Annotated in this window: 14 protein-coding genes; 10 read left to right on the top strand and 4 right to left on the bottom strand. The window is 37.5% G+C overall.

Annotation, left to right across the window (positions count from 1 at the left end):
* Positions 1–28: 28 nt before the first annotated feature.
* Together AC1FXP_RS20835 and AC1FXP_RS20830 are read right to left on the bottom strand one after the other, a co-directional pair.
* Positions 29–1,825, bottom strand: coding sequence for a response regulator (locus AC1FXP_RS20835; protein ID WP_480063886.1), 1,797 nt, complete (start codon positions 1,823–1,825; stop codon positions 29–31).
* 34 nt (positions 1,826–1,859) lie between these two features.
* Complete coding sequence (locus AC1FXP_RS20830) at positions 1,860–4,514, bottom strand: response regulator (RefSeq protein WP_480063885.1); 2,655 nt, start codon at positions 4,512–4,514, stop codon at positions 1,860–1,862.
* Positions 4,515–4,812: 298 nt separating this feature from the next.
* Here AC1FXP_RS20830 and AC1FXP_RS20825 point away from each other — a divergent pair, with 298 nt between their 5' ends.
* Genes AC1FXP_RS20825 through AC1FXP_RS20815 form a run of 3 tightly spaced genes read left to right on the top strand, consistent with a single transcriptional unit; the run spans position 4,813 to position 8,136 of the window.
* Complete coding sequence (locus tag AC1FXP_RS20825; protein WP_480063903.1) at positions 4,813–6,267, top strand: circularly permuted type 2 ATP-grasp protein; 1,455 nt, start codon at positions 4,813–4,815, stop codon at positions 6,265–6,267.
* A gap of 31 nt (positions 6,268–6,298) precedes the next feature.
* A complete protein-coding gene (locus tag AC1FXP_RS20820; protein ID WP_480063884.1) occupies positions 6,299–7,261 on the top strand; it encodes an alpha-E domain-containing protein in 963 nt (320 codons plus the stop codon).
* The gene (locus AC1FXP_RS20815; RefSeq protein WP_480063883.1) at positions 7,258–8,136 is read left to right on the top strand and encodes a transglutaminase family protein; all 879 of its coding nucleotides are present in this window, start codon (positions 7,258–7,260) and stop codon (positions 8,134–8,136) included. Before AC1FXP_RS20820 ends, AC1FXP_RS20815 begins: the two co-directional genes overlap by 4 nt.
* 253 nt (positions 8,137–8,389) lie before the next feature.
* On the opposite strand, the gene AC1FXP_RS20810 is transcribed toward AC1FXP_RS20815, so the two are convergent.
* Positions 8,390–8,803 (bottom strand): phytanoyl-CoA dioxygenase family protein, encoded by a 414-nt coding sequence (locus tag AC1FXP_RS20810; protein ID WP_480063882.1) that lies wholly within the window; start codon positions 8,801–8,803, stop codon positions 8,390–8,392.
* Positions 8,763–9,317, bottom strand: coding sequence for a phytanoyl-CoA dioxygenase family protein (locus AC1FXP_RS20805; RefSeq protein ID WP_480063881.1), 555 nt, complete (start codon positions 9,315–9,317; stop codon positions 8,763–8,765). Before AC1FXP_RS20805 ends, AC1FXP_RS20810 begins: the two co-directional genes overlap by 41 nt.
* A gap of 412 nt (positions 9,318–9,729) precedes the next feature.
* Between AC1FXP_RS20805 and AC1FXP_RS20800 the strand changes: the two genes are divergently transcribed.
* From AC1FXP_RS20800 to AC1FXP_RS20770, 7 genes are all read left to right on the top strand, one after another.
* Positions 9,730–10,941 (top strand): ATP-binding protein, encoded by a 1,212-nt coding sequence (locus AC1FXP_RS20800; protein ID WP_480063880.1) that lies wholly within the window; start codon positions 9,730–9,732, stop codon positions 10,939–10,941.
* A gap of 168 nt (positions 10,942–11,109) precedes the next feature.
* Positions 11,110–12,261 carry a tryptophan synthase subunit beta gene (trpB, locus tag AC1FXP_RS20795; protein WP_480063879.1) on the top strand — a complete coding sequence of 384 codons (1,152 nt, stop codon included), beginning with the start codon at positions 11,110–11,112 and terminating at the stop codon, positions 12,259–12,261.
* Between the two features lie 180 nt (positions 12,262–12,441).
* The gene (locus AC1FXP_RS20790; protein ID WP_480063878.1) at positions 12,442–13,863 is read left to right on the top strand and encodes a phospholipase D-like domain-containing protein; all 1,422 of its coding nucleotides are present in this window, start codon (positions 12,442–12,444) and stop codon (positions 13,861–13,863) included.
* A gap of 255 nt (positions 13,864–14,118) precedes the next feature.
* Positions 14,119–15,567 carry a sucrose-specific PTS transporter subunit IIBC gene (locus tag AC1FXP_RS20785; RefSeq protein WP_480063877.1) on the top strand — a complete coding sequence of 483 codons (1,449 nt, stop codon included), beginning with the start codon at positions 14,119–14,121 and terminating at the stop codon, positions 15,565–15,567.
* 81 nt (positions 15,568–15,648) lie between these two features.
* Positions 15,649–17,118: a glycoside hydrolase family 32 protein gene (locus AC1FXP_RS20780; RefSeq protein WP_480063876.1), complete on the top strand. Its 1,470-nt coding sequence runs from the start codon at positions 15,649–15,651 to the stop codon at positions 17,116–17,118.
* Positions 17,119–17,181: 63 nt separating this feature from the next.
* Complete coding sequence (locus tag AC1FXP_RS20775; RefSeq protein WP_480063875.1) at positions 17,182–18,189, top strand: LacI family DNA-binding transcriptional regulator; 1,008 nt, start codon at positions 17,182–17,184, stop codon at positions 18,187–18,189.
* Between the two features lie 199 nt (positions 18,190–18,388).
* The gene (locus AC1FXP_RS20770; protein ID WP_332634523.1) at positions 18,389–19,402 is read left to right on the top strand and encodes a LacI family DNA-binding transcriptional regulator; all 1,014 of its coding nucleotides are present in this window, start codon (positions 18,389–18,391) and stop codon (positions 19,400–19,402) included.
* Positions 19,403–19,405 lie beyond the last annotated feature (3 nt).

The following is a 19,405-nucleotide window of genomic DNA, read 5'->3' as shown; positions in this document are numbered from 1 at the left end:
TTTCTAAATTGAGAAGTGCGCTTTTGGGTCATTGTAAAACTATCTGTTTTTGATACGAGAAATGAACAAAGAATGTCGTTCCTTGCTTACTTGATTCTATTGAAATACTTGCTTCTTGTCTTTCGGCCACTTTTTGGCAAATAGAGAGCCCAAGGCCAGTACCATTTGATTTCGTACTGAAAAAAGGTGTTCCGATTTTTTCAATGAGATCTTCTTTGATTCCAGATCCTTCATCTTGTATGGCTAAGATGATTTCATCCTCTTGTTGATATGTTTTAATCGTGAGAGCCCCTCCAGCTGACATTGCCTCTAAACCATTTAATGAAAGGTTTAATATGAGCTGCCTTATTTCACTTTCGTTTAAATAAATTGAAGGGCATGGACATAATTCAAGATGGACAGATTTATTTGTATACATTGCTTTTGCGTTTAACAGTGGGTACAACGCTTCAATAATATCATTAAGCTCAACTAGCTTTCGTTTTGGTTTATCCGTTTTTGAAATAGAAAGAAATTCAGATAACATTTCATGGGCTCTGTCCAATTCTTCAATCATAATATCAGCAAATTCAGCATAGGGCTTTTCTTTGGACATCTGTAGAAATCCTCTTACGGTTGTAAGGGGGTTTCGAATCTCATGGACAATGCCAGATGCCATCTCCCCAATTGAATTCAGTCGATCTAGACGGACCATTTCCTTTTCAACCAACGTATTTTCCGTTATGTCTGTTATAACAGTTAAAAGGCATTCTTCTCCATGAATTTCCAGAAAATCAGAATATAAAAGGCCTTCTCGCATTTCTCCTCTGTAATTTAAGAAACTCATTCTTTTACTATGAGCCGGATGGCTGAATTCAGACATGTCTATGACCAACTCTTCCATTTCTTTTGTATGAATGATGTAGGTAAGCGAGTCAGAAGTTTGACCTAAAATATTTGAGTAGTCATCATGACCGGAGTGAGCTAGCCAACTTTTGTTTACATTGATATACCTCCAATCCTTTTTTGAACGTAATGAGATTAGACAAGGAGTGGCCTCAAAGATTTTACGAAAGCGTTCATCTTCCATCTCTTTTCTGTAGGTTACATCGCGAATCGAACAGACATATACTTGCCTTCCTGTAATACGCGCTTCTCCAAGCTGTACATCAACTGGAAAATACGTTAAGTTCTGTCGTAAAGCTATCGTTTCGATTATGGTTCCTTCTGACACGTTGGAAAACGAACACGAGAGGTTTGGGACGAGCGTATCGATGTGGTGCCCCTGTATTTCCACTTCGCTATAACCAAACATGTCGGAAACAGACGGATTTATTGTGATGATTGATCCGGTTATATCAAATGTAACAAGTGTATCAACGAGTGTTTCTCCCATTACTTTTAAAATCTCATTTTGTAAGGTAATTTGTTCTTGATATTGATGAATTTTGACAAACGCGTCCACTTTCATTTTTAACGTTTCTGGATGGAACGGCTTTAAAATGTAGTCGATCGCTCCGGCTTCATATCCTTGCATGACATGCGTGAGCTCCTGACTTATAGCTGTAATAAAAATGATCGGAACTTGTTTGGATTTATCGCGTGCTTTAATAATATTTGCCGTTTCAAATCCGTCTAACCCAGGCATTTGGACATCGAGTAAGATAACAGCAATCGATTCTGATAAAACATATTTCAATGCCTCTTCACCAGAAGTGACACTGATTAAATTGTAGGAGGGACAAGAAAGCAAACCTTCTAGTGCAAGCAAGTTTTCAGGCCGGTCATCCACTAGCAAGATGTTTGCTTTCTTTTGACTGGTCCATTTTTTTGTGAAGTTTTTCATTTATCGGTCTCCTCTAGAAAATTCTTAGTTTTTTCTACTTTTTGCACAACCAAACTTGTAACAAGGAAAATAGCTGATCTAGAAATACTGGTTTACTAATGTAATCTGAAGCGCCTGCTTGAATGCATTTCTCTTTGTCATCGATCATAGCTTTAGCTGTAAGAGCAATAATCGGTAACGTATGGTACTCGGGCATCTTTCTAATTCTTTGCATCGCTTCGTAGCCATCCATACCTGGCATCATGATATCCATTAATATTAGGTCAATATCCGGATGATTCCTTAGAGCAGTGAGCCCTTCTTCGCCATTCTCAGCAAAGACAACATCTATGCCTTTCTTTTCAAGGGCGGTTGTAAGGGCAAAGATGTTACGGATGTCATCGTCAACAATCAGTACTTTTTTTCCTTTGATAAAAAGGTCCATTCCTCTATGCGCATCTACATCAACTGCAGCAGCTACCTCTTTTAATGGAAGAGAGGGGGAAGCCTCTTTTTCTTTTTCATATATTGGGAGGTAGAAGGAAAACGTACTTCCTTCACCAGCTTCACTTTCTACTTCGATTTTGCCACCTAATAGTTGAGCAAGTTCCAAACTGATCGAAAGACCTAAGCCGGTCCCTCCATATTTGCGATTCGTTGTTCCATCTACCTGTTGAAAGGCTTGGAAGATTAACGCATGTTTTTCTTTTGGTATCCCAATTCCCGTATCTTTTACCTTAAATGCAACAAGAGAAGAGGAGTTCTTAATAGAACGCTCACCGGGTGATTGGATGAGCTCAACATCCAAAGTGACTTTGCCTTGTTCTGTAAATTTAAAAGCATTAGAGAGCAAGTTCGTTACGATTTGCTTCAGTAGATGCTCATCTGTCCATAGTTTGGAAGGGAGACCGTTACTCAATTGGACGTTAAATATTAGCTCCTTTTCTAAAGAAAGAGTCGAAAATTGACGCTCAAGGAAGCCACATAACTCTTTAACATCAACCTCAGTTGGAGCGATATCAATTTTTCCCGATTCTATTTTGGCTAAATCAAGTATTTCATTGATTAAATGTAGAAGGTCCTTGCCAGACTTAGAAATGGTGTCAGCGTATTCCACTTGTTTTTCGGTAAGGTTATTCTCGTTATTTTCAGCTAGCAGATGGGCCAAAATGAGTAAACTATTTAGTGGAGAACGTAATTCGTGAGACATATTGGCTAGGAATTCAGATTTGTATTGTGAGCTGAGCTCGAGTTGTTCAGCTTGTTTTTCTAGCTGGCTTTTTGCTTTAGATAGTTCTTGTGACTTTTGCTCTGATTGGTAAAATTGTTCTTCTAATTTTTCATTCATGGAAAGGAGTTCTTCTTGCTGCATTTGCAGTTCTTCGGATTGACTTTGTAATTCCTCTGTTAAGAGCTTACTTTGTTCTAATAATCGTTCCACTTGCATGCGGCCTTCTACACTATTAACCGTAATACCGATGTGATTGGAGATTTGATGTAAAAAGGCTTGTTTAATGTCGGAAAATGGATAGAATGACGCCAGTTCAATGACAACATTTACTTCACCTTCAAATTCAACAGGGATAATCATTAAACTCGCAGGTTTAGCTGTGCCAACTCCAGAAGAAATTTGGATATAGTTATCTGGAAGATCATTTAGTAGGATCGTTCGTTTTTCTAATGCAGCTTGTCCAACTAGGCCTTCATTGTAGTGAAAGCGAATTCGCTTGCATTGGGCTGGATGTTTCGCTGAAAAGGCAATACTTTGAAAATATTCATCTTCATTCGATTTTTGTTTGACATAAAACACACCGTAACTAGCCCCGACCATTGGGGTGATATGCATCAAAAAATGTTTGGCGAATTCTTCAATATCGTGAATTCCTTGATAGTTCGTTACGACCTCTGCAATGCTATGCTCTAACCAACTTTTTTCTTGAAGAGCTGTTGTCATTTTGTTAAAGGCATGGGCAATATCTCCGGTTTCATCTTTCGAATTGATGGTAATCTTCGGTAAGTCTTCGGTGTTACGTGAATTACTAGTAAGACTAGCAAGGGCGTTCATAATTTTTGAAAGGTTTTTCGTGATGTTTCGCGAGATCACAAAGCTAATGGCTATAAAGAGAAAAAACGAGATCAAGCTAAGAATGATGGTTATTTCGTAAATGTGATTGACTAATTCCGTATTCTCGGACCTAGCTTCATTCATTAGCTCCTGATTTCGCTCTGTTAATTGATTAGCAAGTGGGGCAAGTTGACTGCCGATTGGGAGCACTTCTGTCATAAAGAATTGCAAGGCTTCCTCTGGATCTCCGTTTTGCTCAAAACGATATAGCAGCTCTTCATACGCTTCTTTAAATTCCAAGTTTAATGAAAATAACTCTACAACGTCTGCTTCGCTTTCTGGTTGGGTTACCATCTCACTTGTATCAGAAATTACATCGTTTATTTTTTCTGTTGCTGACCTTAATTCACTAATGAATTCAGGACTTTGTGTTAAAATATAGCCTCGCAAACTGTTTGTTTGTTCAAGAGTAAGGACTTGGATATCTTTCGTGTTTGAGAGAATGTGTACGCGAAGATCGATAATTTCTGAATATGACTGATTGATTTTGCCGATGTAAACATAAAAAGCAAAACTTGTGGCCCCAAAAAAAAGAGCAAGAACAAGAAAGCTTGTTACTAATTTTTTTCCTATCGTCCATTTCACTGTGCTGACCTCGATTCTTAGAATATTGCTTGATTCATTTCCTTTTATTATAAATCTTTTGACAAATTAATTTGAAATTTATGTCAGATAATCTGACCTTGAAATGTATATTTGAAATACATGTTAAAACGAGTTTCTTCATTATATACAAGGCAGTATAAGGGGGAGAGAAAAGTGTCGTTCACAAAATAGACACAATCATAATGACCGAATTCGACAGTCAGTTTGTTTGACTTTGTCATATACTTTCCGTGTTCAACAAAACATGAAAATTTGGAGGGTTCATACTGTGGCAACTCTGACAAAGGAAAAGAAGCAAGTATTTTCTAATTATATGACTCAGATCTTTTATGATGAGATGTTTGATCAAATGGGGAATGTTCGATCTTCTTATAAAAAACTTCACGACCGATTTATGCAAATGGGAATGATGGAATTAAGTAATCGGAATATGTTTATGCAATTAGAAATGGTGAAACAGGGTATTACGTTTACGCTGTATGGAGACCAGGAGGATACATCATCTGAACGGACAATCCCTTTTGATATAAGTCCAAGGATTATTAACTCCGATGAATGGGCACTCCTTGAAAAAGGGTTAATACAAAGAGTAAAAGCATTAAATGCTTTTATTAAAGATATTTATCATGAGCAAAACATTCTTAATGAAGGGATTATTCCTAGAAGGATGGTCGTTACGAATCCATATTTTCGTCCTGAAATGGTTGGAATCGACCTTCCTAATGAAAATTATATCCCGCTATCTGGCATCGACTTAATTCGTAGTGAAACAGGCGAGTTCTATGTATTAGAAGACAATTTACGTAATCCGTCTGGGCTTTCCTATGTTTATCAAAATCGTTCGATGATGATGCACCTTTTTCCGGAGCTATACTTTGAACATGACGTACGTGATATTGATCAAGGCTTAAATGATTTGCTAAGAAGTTTGCGAAGCTTAGCCCCCGGTCAAAAAGAGGATCCGCTTGTTGTCTTGTTGACGCCTGGTGTCCATAATGCAGCTTATTATGACCATACGTTTTTAGCACAAGAGATGGGGATTGAGCTTGTTGAAGGAAGGGATTTAACTGTTATTGATCAAAAAGTTTATGTAAAGGGAATTCAAGGACTACGTCAAGTTGATGTGATTTATCGTCGAATTGATGATGAGTTCCTTGACCCGTTAGCTTTTCGTGCTGACTCGATGCTTGGTGTGCCTGGGCTTATGAATGCGTACCGTGCTGGTAACGTAACGCTTGCCAATGCACCAGGAACAGGAGTAGCCGATGATAAAGCCGTCTATGCGTACGTTCCCGATATGATTCGTTTTTATTTGATGGAAGAACCGATTTTAAAAAATGTACCTACATATACGTTTGCAAGTAAGGAGGAAATTCAGTATGTTCTTTCTCATTTACAAGAGCTAGTCGTTAAAGAAAGGTCCTTATCGGGTGGATACGGCATGTTGATAGGGCCAAAAGCTTCTGATGAGGAGATCAAGCAGTTTGCAGCAAAAATCAAAAAGAACCCGGAACGCTTTATTGCTCAACCGACCTTAAAGCTGTCTTGCGCCCCTTCTTTAATGGACGATGGGGAGGTAGAACCACGCCATATTGATTTACGTGCCTTTGTGTTTAAGGGAGAAGATGTCCAAGTTGTTCCAGGAGGGTTAACAAGAGTGGCACTAAAAAAAGGCTCTTTAGTGGTGAATTCATCACAAGGTGGTGGAACAAAAGATACGTGGGTACTATAAGCAAACAATAAGAAACATATAGAGGTGAAAAATGATGATGAATCGATCGGCAGAATTATTATTTTGGATTGGACGTTATTTAGAAAGAGCGGAAAACCATGCAAGGTTAATAGATGTGAATTATCATTTACGTCACGAATTAAAAGGAGGAGCTCAAAGAAGTAGTGTGTGGGAACGACTTGTTACTACCATCGGAAGTGAGTGCTCACCTACAGAAGTTGCCAAGCCAATGGATGAAAGAACGGCTCTTACGCTTTTGACATTTGATCGTTCTAATATAAATTCAATCTACTCATGTGTTCTTCAAGCTAGAAGCAATATGCGTGACCTCAGACAACTATTACCTGATGATTTGTGGAACAGGATGAACTCTTTATATCTATGGTTAAAGGAACAAGAGATTCAAAATGTCATGGAAGAGTCGCCTCATATGTTTTACCAGCGTATTAGGGAAGGGTTAACAGGAGTTAATGGTACGGCCGATTCCGTTATTCTTCGCGGACAAGAGTGGAATTTTATTCAGGTGGGTAAATTCTTAGAGCGAGCTGAGAATACGTTAAGGATTCTTCAAACCGTCCACGGTAATCTACGTCAGGATCACTTTTTTACACTGGGTGGAAAGCCATATAACCGAATGATTAGTTTACTGAAGTCTGTTGGCGGTTATGAAGCATTTCGTAAATTTCATGCGGATCGTGTCACATTGGAGAAGGTGAATGAATTCATCCTGTTCAATAGTCAATTCCCTCGCTCGGTTATCTTTTCCCTCCGGTATTTGGAGGCAAGTTTACACGCTATAAAAGAACAAGATAGCCAATTAGAGACGTTAACGAATCAAGCTGTGGCCCCATTAGAAAAAGTGAAAGACATTCTCACAAGTGTTAGAGAAGAAGGAGAAGAGGAAGAGGTGCTAAATCACATGATGATTTCAATCTATCAGCTTGATCAAGCAATATCTGTAAATTTCTTTCAAGAGGAGTTAGTGAAAGCGTGAAACTACAAGTCTCTCATCTTACAAAGTATATTTATCAAGAACCCATTCAAGATAGTATAAATGAGGTGCGACTTACTCCTATTACGGATGAATCACAGATGTGCTGTGAACACGCCATTTTGCTTGAACCGAGCGTCCCTCTTCATTACTATAAAGACTACTTTGGTAATGTCGTTCATCATTTTTCTATTTCGGCTCCACATCAAAGGCTAGTGGTGGAATCGCGTGCTATTGTTCAAACGAAAGACAAACAGTTATTGCATTCAAATGAACTCTCTTATAGAGCTGAGCGTAAAATGTTAGATGGTGAATTGTTTCAAAATCAATATGCGGAATATTTACAAGAAACAAACTATACACGAATTACTCCGGCATTAAAGATGTTTTGCAAAGTCCTGCAACCTCATCGTATAAAAAGTGTATATGACTTACTCGAGAACATTTCACAACTATTATTCAATGAATTCATTTATGATACAGATGCATCGAATGTTCATACAACAGTAGAGGAGACATTGCGTTTAAAGCGAGGAGTGTGTCAAGATTATGCGCATGTTATGATTGCGGTTTGCCGTATGTTTAAGATTCCAGCAAGGTATGTGAGCGGCTATCATTTTATTGGTGATGTGAATGATGACCAAACAAACGTGCAGCATGCCTCCCATGCGTGGGTTGAGGCGTATGTTCCTAACCTCGGGTGGGTTGGTTTTGATCCAACAAATAATGGGAAAACAAACTGGAGATACATAAAAATCGGTCATGGACGAAATTATAGTGATGTCGTTCCGTTTAAAGGTGTGTTCCAAGGTGTTGGAGGGCACCAGCTGGATGTAACTGTGGATGTCCGGGTTTGTAAAGATATTCGTCAGAGCTGAAATGCTTCGACAGAAAGATAATGAGTTTGAACAGCAAATTAAACAGTTCCGACAGCAAGCCTTGGATTTTCGACAGAATATCAATCAAGTTGGAGAGAATGATAATATATAGACCAGTATTTCAGGACTCGATTTGAAATGACCGACACAATGTCCAGTCCAACTAAAGAAATGACCTCAATTAGTAATAAAAACGATAGGTTGATAAAGATTTCTAGGGTGACTTCTCATACAAGTCACCCTAGTTATATTACTATTTAAATGCATGTAGTGATGCTGATAAATCAACCGTATGTGGTTCAATTGGTTTTGTAGTTTGTCTATTTGCCAGAAACTCTGGGCGGGGTGAGAGGTTGGAAAATGGTTTCTCTAATTTATTGTGAACACTATTAAAGACGAAGAACACATTACTACGAGGGTCAGGGGAGATATTGCCGTTTGAACCATGCATAATGTTACATTCAAAAAATAACACCGATCCGGCAGGGCCTGTTGCTCGGTCGATTCTTCCTCCTTTATCAACCAACCATTGTAAACTTTCATGATCAGGTATTCCAAACTCTTGTTTTTTCAGAGATTGCTCATAATGATTGCCTGGGGTCCCGTTCGCACATTGAATGTAATATTTATGAGAACCTGGGATTAACATGTGAGGTCTTGTATTCATAATTGTCTGTTAGAACTATGGAACAGCTAACCGCACGCATACGTGGCATCCCATCTTCAACATGCCATGTTTCAAAATCAGAATGCCAGTAAAACTCTTTCCCTTTAAAGCCTGGTTTAAAATTAATTCTTGATTGTGTGATATAAACATCGCTTCCTAGTAATTGTTCGGCAACGTTAACTAATCGTTCATGTGAACATAAATTTTTGAAAAACTCGGTGTTGTTATGAACATCAAAGATGGAGCGAATCTCATCGCTGCCTCGTTCGCGAATGACATGTGGCTCGTCAACCGTCTTATGATCTTCCATTGTAAGGCTTAATTCTTTGCGTAACAAATTCACTTCATCATCTGAAAACATGTTTTCGAAAAGTAAGTAACCATTTTGTTCATAAAAATTTAATTCTTTACGACTTAAAGGTCCACCTTTTTCTAGAGAGCTATAAAGGACTGGATCTTTTCTTTCGATAATCGAACGAATATTGCTGATTCTAGAAGGATACAAGTCAGTCATGATACCATCTCCTCTTCTCAAGTTTTTTCCACGGACTATTATATTTTTTTAGCATCAGTGAGACAAATTTGCTAATAATCAATAATAGGTTACTATGCATGATATTAACCGAATTTTCCTGATAAATAACCAGTTATATAATAAATTCTTTTTTTTCCATTTTTTATCTCCTTCCATCTACTTACTATGATGTAATGTGGTCCAGGTTCATTGTTTTTTAATTAAATTTGAAAAATTATCCTGGAGAAGAGGCTTTTAATGTGATTAAATATGGGTTACGTCGATCTTTTAAAAGACTGTTTTTTTCTCGAAGTGAATTGTATTGATACTATTTCCCTACTATAATGTTCATTGATGGGGAAATCTTAAAATGTTTTGTTGCCCCAATTTTAAATTAATTTTAGGAGTATGTATGAAAGAATTTTCTCGAATTAACAAAAAGCTTTATTATACAACGATGCTATTTATCAATTTGCTGATGGTATTGGGGTTATTTATTGATAATCCACTCATGAGTGATTTTGGGGCAGGGTACATTTTGCACTTACTACTAGTCTTTATACTAATTGTATTCCTATTGCTTTATCCAAAATATGAAACTCAAACGTTTAGAGTGATCATAATCATAGGTGTGTTCGCATATTTCTATACTCTTTTCTTTCTATATCCGGATACATGGTCTACGTTCTTATTCTTATGTTTTATTCCAGCTATTTCAATCTTGTTCTTTGATTCAAAGCTGTTTTATTCGTCTTTATTTATTAATACTATATCTGTAATTGTGATTTTCTCTTTTGTTTTTTTGGTAGATCAAGGTGCTCGTTTTCCACACATTTATCTAGATTTAGCAGGGAACTTCCTTAACTTTATCGGGAGTCAATTGATTATTTATTTTATTTATTATTTGTCCTATTTGAGATTAAAAAAAATGCAGTTATATTATGAACAAATCCAACAATCAGAGCGGTTAAAAGCTACAGGACAATTAGCTGCTGCGGTTGCTCATGAAATTAGAAACCCTCTGACAGTCGTAAAGGGATTTTTGCAGTATTATAAAAGAGATTCTTCGTATAGTAAAGAAAAGAAGAATCATTTTACTTTAATGATTGATGAATTAGATACGGCCGAACAGGTCATTTCACAATACTTGTCGATCGCCAAACCCAATGGAAACCTAAAGACGGAAACAGTTAGTATCGAAGTCGTTCTTCAAAGTATTACAGAATTGCTTCAATCTTATGGGCTTTTACATAATAATAAGATTGATCTTCACATCGACGAGAATTGCTATGTTGAAGCAAATACGATAGAGATAAAGCAGGTATTTATTAATATTATTAAAAATGCAATAGAAGTTTCTAAAGTTGGAGATCCTGTCATTGTTACAGCGAAAAAAAACAAAAATGTTGTTGAAGTAAAAGTCGTCGATTACGGAATCGGTATGTCAGAAGCAGAAATTAAGTCTCTTGGGACGCCTTTTTATTCGTTGAAAAGTAAAGGCACAGGCTTAGGGTTGATGATTTGTTATAACATTATTGGTAAGTATCATGGCTCTATTGACTTTACAAGTTCAAAAGGGGACGGGACTACCGTTATTGTCCGTTTTCCAATAAAGAAAGTATAATTCTTAGATAGATTCAAGTATGAAAAAGCTCTCAGCTGCTGAGGGCTTTTTTCAAATTGATAAAAATACAAAGCTTAAGGAAGGGTAAACGAGAGGCGATGTCGAATAATGGACATAATTAACGGAATTTTCGAATTATTAAATAGGGAGTTGGAGGGGTCTTACGTTATGAGTGAGAAAGGTTTTTTTGGAGAATTCGGCGGAAGCTTTTTGCCAGAGGACTTAGCAAAAGTATTAGCAGTTTTAGATGAACAGTTTGAAAAGTATAGAGATGATCCTGACTTCATTGAAGAGTATAAGTATTATTTGAAAGAGTTTGTTGGACGAGAAAACCCTTTAACATATGCAAAAAATTTAACTGAGCAAGTTGGCGGCGCAAAGATTTATTTTAAACGGGAAGATTTGAACCATACGGGCGCGCACAAAATTAATAATGCAATTGGGCAAATTTTATTAGCGAAACGGATGGGGGCTACAAGAATTATTGCTGAGACTGGGGCAGGGCAGCACGGGGTGGCAACGGCTACGGCCTGTTCCATCTTCGGAATTGATTGCACGATCTATATGGGGAAGCTAGATACTGAGCGGCAAGCCTTAAATGTGTTTCGGATGGAATTACTTGGGGCAAAGGTTGTTCCTGTTGATCAAGGACAAGGGCGGTTAAAAGATGCGGTTGATGCAGCACTAGCTGACTTAGTTGAAAATTATCAAAATACGTTTTATTTACTTGGTTCTGCAGTTGGACCGCACCCGTTTCCTACAATGGTGAAATATTTCCAATCCGTTATTAGTGAAGAAGCAAAGCGACAAATTCTTGAAAAAGAAGGCAAGCTACCAACCGCAGTTGTCGCAGTTGTTGGCGGTGGAAGCAATGCGATCGGTGCATTTGCTCATTTTATCGATGAGAAAAGTGTTCGCTTAGTTGGCGTGGAACCAAAAGAGGCTCCAACGTTAACAGAAGGTGTTCCTGCTGTCATTCATGGTTTTAAATGTTTAACGTTATTAAATGAGGCTGGCGAGCCAAAACCTACATATTCCATTGCAGCTGGGCTTGATTATCCAGGAATTGGTCCTGAGCATAGTTACTTAAAGGAAACAGGCCGTGCGGAGTACGCAACTGTTTCGGGTGAAGAAGCGTTGGAGTGGTTTCAGAAGCTTTCTAAGATAGAGGGGATTATTCCAGCTTTAGAGAGTGCTCATGCTGTGGCTCATGCGGTTAAGCTAGCAAAAGAGTTAACAGCAGAGGATGGAATTATAGTAAACCTGTCAGGTCGAGGAGACAAAGATGTGCAGCAAGTTTATAACATGCTACATAAGTAATTTCAAAAAAGTTAGATGTCGAGACTGTCACAATAGGTCAAAGATCGGACCTTTTGTGACAGTCTCTTTCGTGTTCCATAAATATGGGATGATCAAACAATTGAATTGATAAAATATACTAGCTATGAGAAAGATAAGTACTAAAATGGGTTGAAGACATATTGCTGCAGGGGGTTGTCCATGGTAATCGTTTATATAATAATCCTATATTTTCTTTATGCATTGATTTCCGCAGTAGTTTTATTTTCATTTCACAAGCATAAAAAAAGTCGTTTTGTAGATGAACATGAGACTGAACGCTTTTTCGGTGATCAAGCTTCACAAGATAGGGTTGTCCTTGTTGAAAAACGTTATGAATCAGGGCTTGCCAGGATTAATCTGATAGAAAATGCACAAGAAACCTTAGATATTTCTTACTTTATGATCAGCCCGGGATTAGCAGGTTCTATTTTTCATACATGTATTGTCAATGCGGCTGATCGAGGTGTTCAAGTACGAATACTCCTTGATGGGGTATCCAATCGTATGACAGGGAAAAAGAAGGATATTGTTTATTCGTATGTTGAACACCCAAATATTCAGTTGAAATTTTATGAACCATTTGATATGTGGCGGCCATGGACTTGGAATAATAGGCTTCACGATAAGATCATCATTGTTGATCAGAAATTGGCCATGGTAGGAGGGCGTAATATCGGAGACAAATATTTTGCTCCTGTAGGGTTGGACGGGGCAACGAATGATCGTGATGTAGTTGTTGTTAATACAGATGTCAACGCTTTTGAAAATAGTGTTATTTCAAAAATAAAGGGCTATTATGATTATGTGTGGAATCATGAGTTTTCAAAACCTTTGATTACTACGTTAACACCACAACAACAAAAGCTAGGGCAAAGTAAACTCTCTGATTTAAGGAAACTCCATCATGTCTTAGCTGAATCGAAGCCTAGCTTCTTTCAGCAAGAGATAAACTGGATGGAAAAATCACTACCAGCCAAGAAAGTAACGTTTATTCATAATCCAATTGAACGTTTGAACAAAGAACCATGGGTTTGGTATGAGATATCACGGTTAATGAAAAAGGCAAAGAATTCAATCCTGATTCAAAGCCCATATATTATTCCTACGAAAGACATGCGACATCACTTAAACAAAGGAAACCTCTCTGCAAATGAAGTGAAGGCTGTAACCAACTCGCTTGCTGCTTCTCCAAATCTTATGGCATATTCCGGCTATAGGCGATATCGGAAAAACTTAGTGTGCTCAGGTGTAGATGTGTATGAGTTTCAAGGCCCAACAGAATCGTATCATACCAAATCATTCATTTTTGATAACAGAATCAGTCTTGTCGGCTCTTTTAACTTAGATCCTAGAAGTACTTATTTAAGTACGGAGATCATGTTAGTGATTGACAGTGAGGAATTTGCGAGCGAAATGAGAGGCGAAATTGATCGAATCATTAATGATAATAGCCTTCTTGTAAAGGATGACGGATCATATGGACAAAATCCAGAAGTCATAGAAAGAGTGGTACCTCGTGTGAAATCAATGATGACGCGTGTTTTAACAGGAGTTACTCGTTTTGGTGAACGTTTGTTGTAGTAGATAGAATAGTATCGTTCAATTGCACCATAAAAATGGCGCTATATAAAAGATAGCGCCATTTTTAATATTCTTATTGACTAGCTTTAACAAATAACATATAATTTGAATCAACAAATGTAAAGCTTTACAATTTGAATTTGTTTATTTTTTTATCTAAATTTGTAAAGCTTTACATTTATAAATTAGTATTGCTTTATACTTTATAATTAATTTTTACAGAAAAATGTAAAGCTTTACAATCAGGAGGGTATCATGGATTATAATAAGATAGCAAAAGAGATTTTGGAAGCTATTGGTGGAGCCGATAATGTCGAAGCGGCTGCACATTGTGCTACAAGGTTACGTCTTGTATTGAAAGATGAAAGTTTAGTTGATGAAGCAAAGCTAGATAAGATGGATGCGGTGAAGGGAACGTTCGCTACTGGAGGGCAGTTTCAAATCATCATTGGATCAGGTACTGTCAATCAGGTGTATGCAAAGCTTGCTCCTCTTGCAGGTGTCAGCGAAATGTCTACAAAGGATGATGTGAAAAAAGCGGGTACAAAAAAGTTGAATCCAATTCAACAGTTTGTAAAGGTCTTATCAGACATTTTTGTTCCCATTATTCCTGCGATTGTTGCAGCAGGTTTGTTAATGGGAATTAATAATATTTTAACCGCAGAAGATCTCTTCTTTGATGGAATGTCTCTGATTGATGCGAATCCAGGAATTGCTGATCTTGCCTCTTTGATCAATACTTTCGCTAACGCTGCCTTTGTTTTCTTACCAATTTTAATTGGGTTTTCAGCAGCACAGCGCTTTGGAGGAAATGCTTTTTTAGGAGCTGCACTTGGAATGTTAATGGTTCATCCAGACTTATTAAATGGTTATGGCTATGCAGACGCACTACTTGAGGGGACGATTCCTGTTTGGAACATTTTAGGATTTGAGATTGAAAAGGTTGGCTATCAAGGAACTGTCTTACCAATTTTAGTTGCAGCATTTATTTTAGCGAAAATTGAACAATTGTTACGAAAAGTTATTCCGGCAGCATTAGATAACTTGTTAACGCCATTATTTACATTATTTATTACAGGTATCTTAACCTTCACTTTTGTTGGTCCTATCACTCGTACAGGTGGAGATATGATTACAGAAGGTTTGGTATGGCTTTTTGAAACAGCAGGGTTCATTGGTGGAGGATTGTTCGGGTTAATTTATGCACCAATTGTTATTACAGGCATGCATCATAGCTTTATCGCTGTTGAAACACAATTGTTAGCAGATTTAGCAAGAACTGGAGGATCGTTTATCTTCCCTGTAGCAGCAATGTCCAATGTTGCACAAGGGGCGGCAGCATTAGCAGTTATTTTTATCACTGCCAATAAAAAAATGAAAAGCATTGCTTCAGCATCAGGCATATCTGCGTTATTAGGGATCTCTGAACCAGCTATGTTCGGGGTTAACTTAAAGCTTCGTTATCCATTTATTGCAGCCATTATTGGTGCTGCTATAGGTTCAGCATATATTACCCTAAATAAAGTGCTGTCAGTAGCAATTGGTCCTGCAGGGTTGCCGGGGATTATTGCGATTCGTGTAGATGTAATTCTTCACTTTATTATTGGAATGGTCTTAACGTTTGTTGTTGCTTTTGCATTAACGTTTGTATTTGCTAAGAGACAGCAATTGAAAGAAAAAAAGAATGAAAGCAATGCAGCATAAATACAAAAGAGAAACAACTTAAGAACTTAGGAGGTCTACACGATTCTCCTATTGTTCGTGTTAGAAAGTGAGGTTTTTATAATGGAGTGGACAAGAGAAGAGAGGTACCGTCGTCTTGATGAGGCCAGTACAAAAGAAATTGAAGAATTACGAAGAAAGGTGGAAAAATGCCCTTGGCGACAAACGTATCATATTCAACCCGAGATGGGGTTATTAAATGACCCAAACGGATTTTCTTATTATAATGGAGAGTATCATCTGTTTTATCAGTGGTTTCCTTTAGGGCCGGTTCATGGCTTGAAATACTGGTATCATACTAAGTCAGAGAACCTTGTTCATTGGGATAATGTTGGGATTGGCATTGAGCCAACTGAGCCTTTTGATAGTCATGGAGCTTTTTCCGGGAGTGCGATTGAGCATGAGGGGAAGCTATACTTATTTTATACCGGCAATACACGAGATCAAGATTGGGTTCGACATCCTTATCAATGCATCGCGGTAATGGATAAAGAAGGTCATATTGAAAAGTATGAACAACCAGTCATAAAGGATATTCCCATAGGATATACTGAACATTTTCGCGATCCAAAGGTTTGGAAACATGGCGATCGTTTTTATGTGATTATAGGTGCTCAACGAGCGGATTTGACAGGGTGTGTTGTTTTATATCAATCTGATAACTTAAAAGAGTGGGAGTTTCTTGGGGAAATAACAACTGATTTAAATGATTTTGGATTTATGTGGGAATGCCCAGATTACTTTGAACTTGGTAGTAAAGGAATCCTCATCTTCTCGCCACAAGGGTTAAAACGGGAAGGGGATCATTTTCAAAATATATATCAATCAGGCTATCTGATTGGGGAGCACCTAGATTTGAATAGTGTAGAGTTTCGCCATACTGACTTTCGTGAATTAGACCTGGGATTTGACTTTTATGCACCTCAAACAATGGTTGATGAACAAAATCGACGGATCTTAGTTGCGTGGATGGGACTGCCTGAAATTGAGTATCCCAATGATCGACATGGATGGGCGCATTGTTTAACGTTACCAAGAGAATTAATAATGAGGGAAGGAAAACTTTTCCAACAACCTGTAAAGGAATTGGCTCAATTACGTAAAAGTAATGTAATCGCGGAAGATATTCTTGTTAATGAAAGCAAAAGCTATGATTCCTTTTATGGTGTATCATATGAATTGATTTGTGAATTTACCAATAAGGACGCCTCTCAATTTGGAATTGAAATACGTGTAGGTGAGAAAGAAGTAACTACGATTAAATATGATGTAAACAATAAAAAACTTGTGTTTGACCGCAGTCAATCTGGTGAGGTGGTTGCTGAAGAATATGGTATGGTTCGGCAATGTGATATGACGAGTGAATCAATCAAGTTTCAATTATTTGTCGACTCATCTTCGGTTGAGTTATTTGTGAATGATGGAGAAGAAGTGTTTACAGGAAGGATTTTTCCAAATGTTAAAAGCAACGGAATTCGTTTTTTTGCTGAAGACGGAGAAGTAAGCATGAAAGCAAGCAAATGGGATTATTAATTTAGGTAACATCTGCTTAAATACCTTATCCTTTCCTTGTAACATCCCTAAGGAGGCAGAACGATGAAAAAGGATATCAATATAAAAGAGGTTGCTAGAAAAGCAGGTGTTTCAATTGCGACCGTTTCAAGGGTGTTTAACAATTCCGGAACAGTAAAAGAGAGTACACGAAAAAAAATTGAGGCAGTCATTGAGGAGACGGGATATTATCCAAATGTTCTTGCAAGAGAACTCGCGGAAAAGAAAACTCACCTTATTGGTCTGATTGTACATAGTATGATCGGTGAAGGGATTCCCCGAATGATAAATGGAGTAAACGAAATACTTGAAGATAATGATTACAATCTACTGATAGCATGTACGAACGGAATTTTAGAGAGTGAAATGAAGCACTTTGAAATTTTTCGATCAAAACGTGTAGAGGGAATTTTGTTTGCGACTCGTGAATTTAAAGAAGAACATCGCGATTTAATTAAAAAGATTCCAATCCCTGTTGTGGTTCTTCTTCAGCGGACCGATAAAGAAGGCATTTCTTTTGTTACGTTTGATAACTATACATTTGCAAAGGATGCAACGGAAAAACTTATTGGCCTAGGACACCGTAATTTTGCTTTTATTGGTGGGCCTGCTACCTCTGTAAACTCAAGAGAAAGACAACGAGGGTTTCGTGATGGACTAAAGGAGAATGGAATTGAACTAGACACTAACTTAAGCAGGAATGGCGACTTTACAATTGAATCTGGATATCAGCAAATGGAAGAAATCCTTGCTATTGAAAAAGAGATAACAGCTGTGATTGCTGTAAACGATGGGATGGCGATAGGAGCACTTAACTGTATACAAGATCATGACATTGCAGTCCCAAACGACATATCTGTACTCGGTTTAGATGATACGGTGTTAGCGAAAGCTTCCCGATTAAAATTATCAGGAGTACACTATTCCTATTCTAAGTTAGGAAAACAAGGAGCAGGTTTGTTGTTAAAACAGATAGAGTCTGACGAAGCACTCTTTGAAGAGGTTGTCTTGCCTTATGAAATTCATTTGCGTGAGAGTGTTAATAAACGGTGATGAGTGTTTATCGTGAACTAAGAAGCCTACTGTTATATTAGTAGGCTTCATTATGATATTTATATATCTTATAAACCCATACTTTTTATAAATGATTCAAAATAAAAAAGGAATTTATAAAAAAAGTACTTGAAAACATTTTCAGAAATGTGTAAAGTAATAATTGTAACAGCAACCAAAACGTTTTGGAGGATTTTTGATGGCTACAATAAAAGATATAGCAAAAGCTGCAGGAGTATCGGTTACAACGGTCTCTCGAGCTTTAAACGGGTATAATGATGTGAATGAAAAAACAAGAGCTAAAATTAAAAGTATTGCTGAAGAACTAAATTATAGTCCAAATGCTGTTGCACGTAGTTTAGTCAAAAGCAAAACCGAAACAATTGGCTTACTTGTATCAGAACTAAGTCTCTCTGGAGCAAAGGATATGTTCACATACGAAATTATGTGCGGGATTAATGATTCTTCTTCGGAAAAAGGGTATGATCTGATCCTTTTTAGTACCAACTCTGCTAAACAAAAAGCAAAAAGTTACAGTCAGCTTTGTCGTGAAAGGCAAGTTGAAGGAGTCATTATGCAAGGAATTAAAATTGATGATCCTTACTTAAAAGAGGTCATTGATAGTAATATCCCATGTGTCCTTATTGATGTAGAAATAGAAGGAGAAAATGTGGGGTTTGTCTCTACAGATAATGTATTTGGAGCTCAAATGGCAGTAAAGCACTTAACAAACCTTGGTCATCGTAACATTGCTATAATGAATGGTCATAATCAAGCTGTTGTCAGTCAAAAAAGATTACAAGGATACAAGAAGCAATTGGAAGAAGCTTCGATCCCTTTTCAAGACGAGTACGTCTTAAATGGAGAGTTTCTCGAAGAAAAAGCAGAAAAAGTTGCTTATTCATTTTTGAACGAGCATCCTGAGGTTACGGCGATTTTTTGTGCAAGTGATTTAATGGCACTTGGGGTGATGAATGCGGCTAAGCGGCAAGGGATTGCTGTTCCAGAGGAGCTATCAATTGTAGGATATGATAACATCACTCTTGCTGAATATGTTCAACCGCAGTTATCAACGGTTGAACAAAATAAATACCAAATTGGGTTTAAAGCAGCCAAACTGCTTATTGATATGTTAGAAGGAAATAAAGCGAATAGAAAAGTCATTTTAGATAATCAGCTAATTATTAGAAATACAACGGCTGAGCCGAAATGATTT

The sequence above is a fragment of the Halalkalibacter sp. HAAS-P013 genome (assembly GCF_056619925.1).
The sequence above is the reverse complement of the archived record's forward strand: the minus strand, read 5'-3'. Positions and strand labels throughout refer to the sequence as shown.

Coding starts and splice junctions, on each gene's coding strand:
- AC1FXP_RS20810 (WP_480063882.1), bottom strand. CDS start 8,803: ATGAATACAAGACCTCACATGTTAATCCCAGGTTCTCATAAATATTAC.
- AC1FXP_RS20770 (WP_332634523.1), top strand. CDS start 18,389: ATGGCTACAATAAAAGATATAGCAAAAGCTGCAGGAGTATCGGTTACA.
- trpB (WP_480063879.1), top strand. CDS start 11,110: ATGAGTGAGAAAGGTTTTTTTGGAGAATTCGGCGGAAGCTTTTTGCCA.
- AC1FXP_RS20790 (WP_480063878.1), top strand. CDS start 12,442: ATGGTAATCGTTTATATAATAATCCTATATTTTCTTTATGCATTGATT.
- AC1FXP_RS20780 (WP_480063876.1), top strand. CDS start 15,649: ATGGAGTGGACAAGAGAAGAGAGGTACCGTCGTCTTGATGAGGCCAGT.
- AC1FXP_RS20775 (WP_480063875.1), top strand. CDS start 17,182: ATGAAAAAGGATATCAATATAAAAGAGGTTGCTAGAAAAGCAGGTGTT.
- AC1FXP_RS20805 (WP_480063881.1), bottom strand. CDS start 9,317: ATGACTGACTTGTATCCTTCTAGAATCAGCAATATTCGTTCGATTATC.
- AC1FXP_RS20785 (WP_480063877.1), top strand. CDS start 14,119: ATGGATTATAATAAGATAGCAAAAGAGATTTTGGAAGCTATTGGTGGA.
- AC1FXP_RS20800 (WP_480063880.1), top strand. CDS start 9,730: ATGAAAGAATTTTCTCGAATTAACAAAAAGCTTTATTATACAACGATG.
- AC1FXP_RS20835 (WP_480063886.1), bottom strand. CDS start 1,825: ATGAAAAACTTCACAAAAAAATGGACCAGTCAAAAGAAAGCAAACATC.
- AC1FXP_RS20820 (WP_480063884.1), top strand. CDS start 6,299: ATGATGATGAATCGATCGGCAGAATTATTATTTTGGATTGGACGTTAT.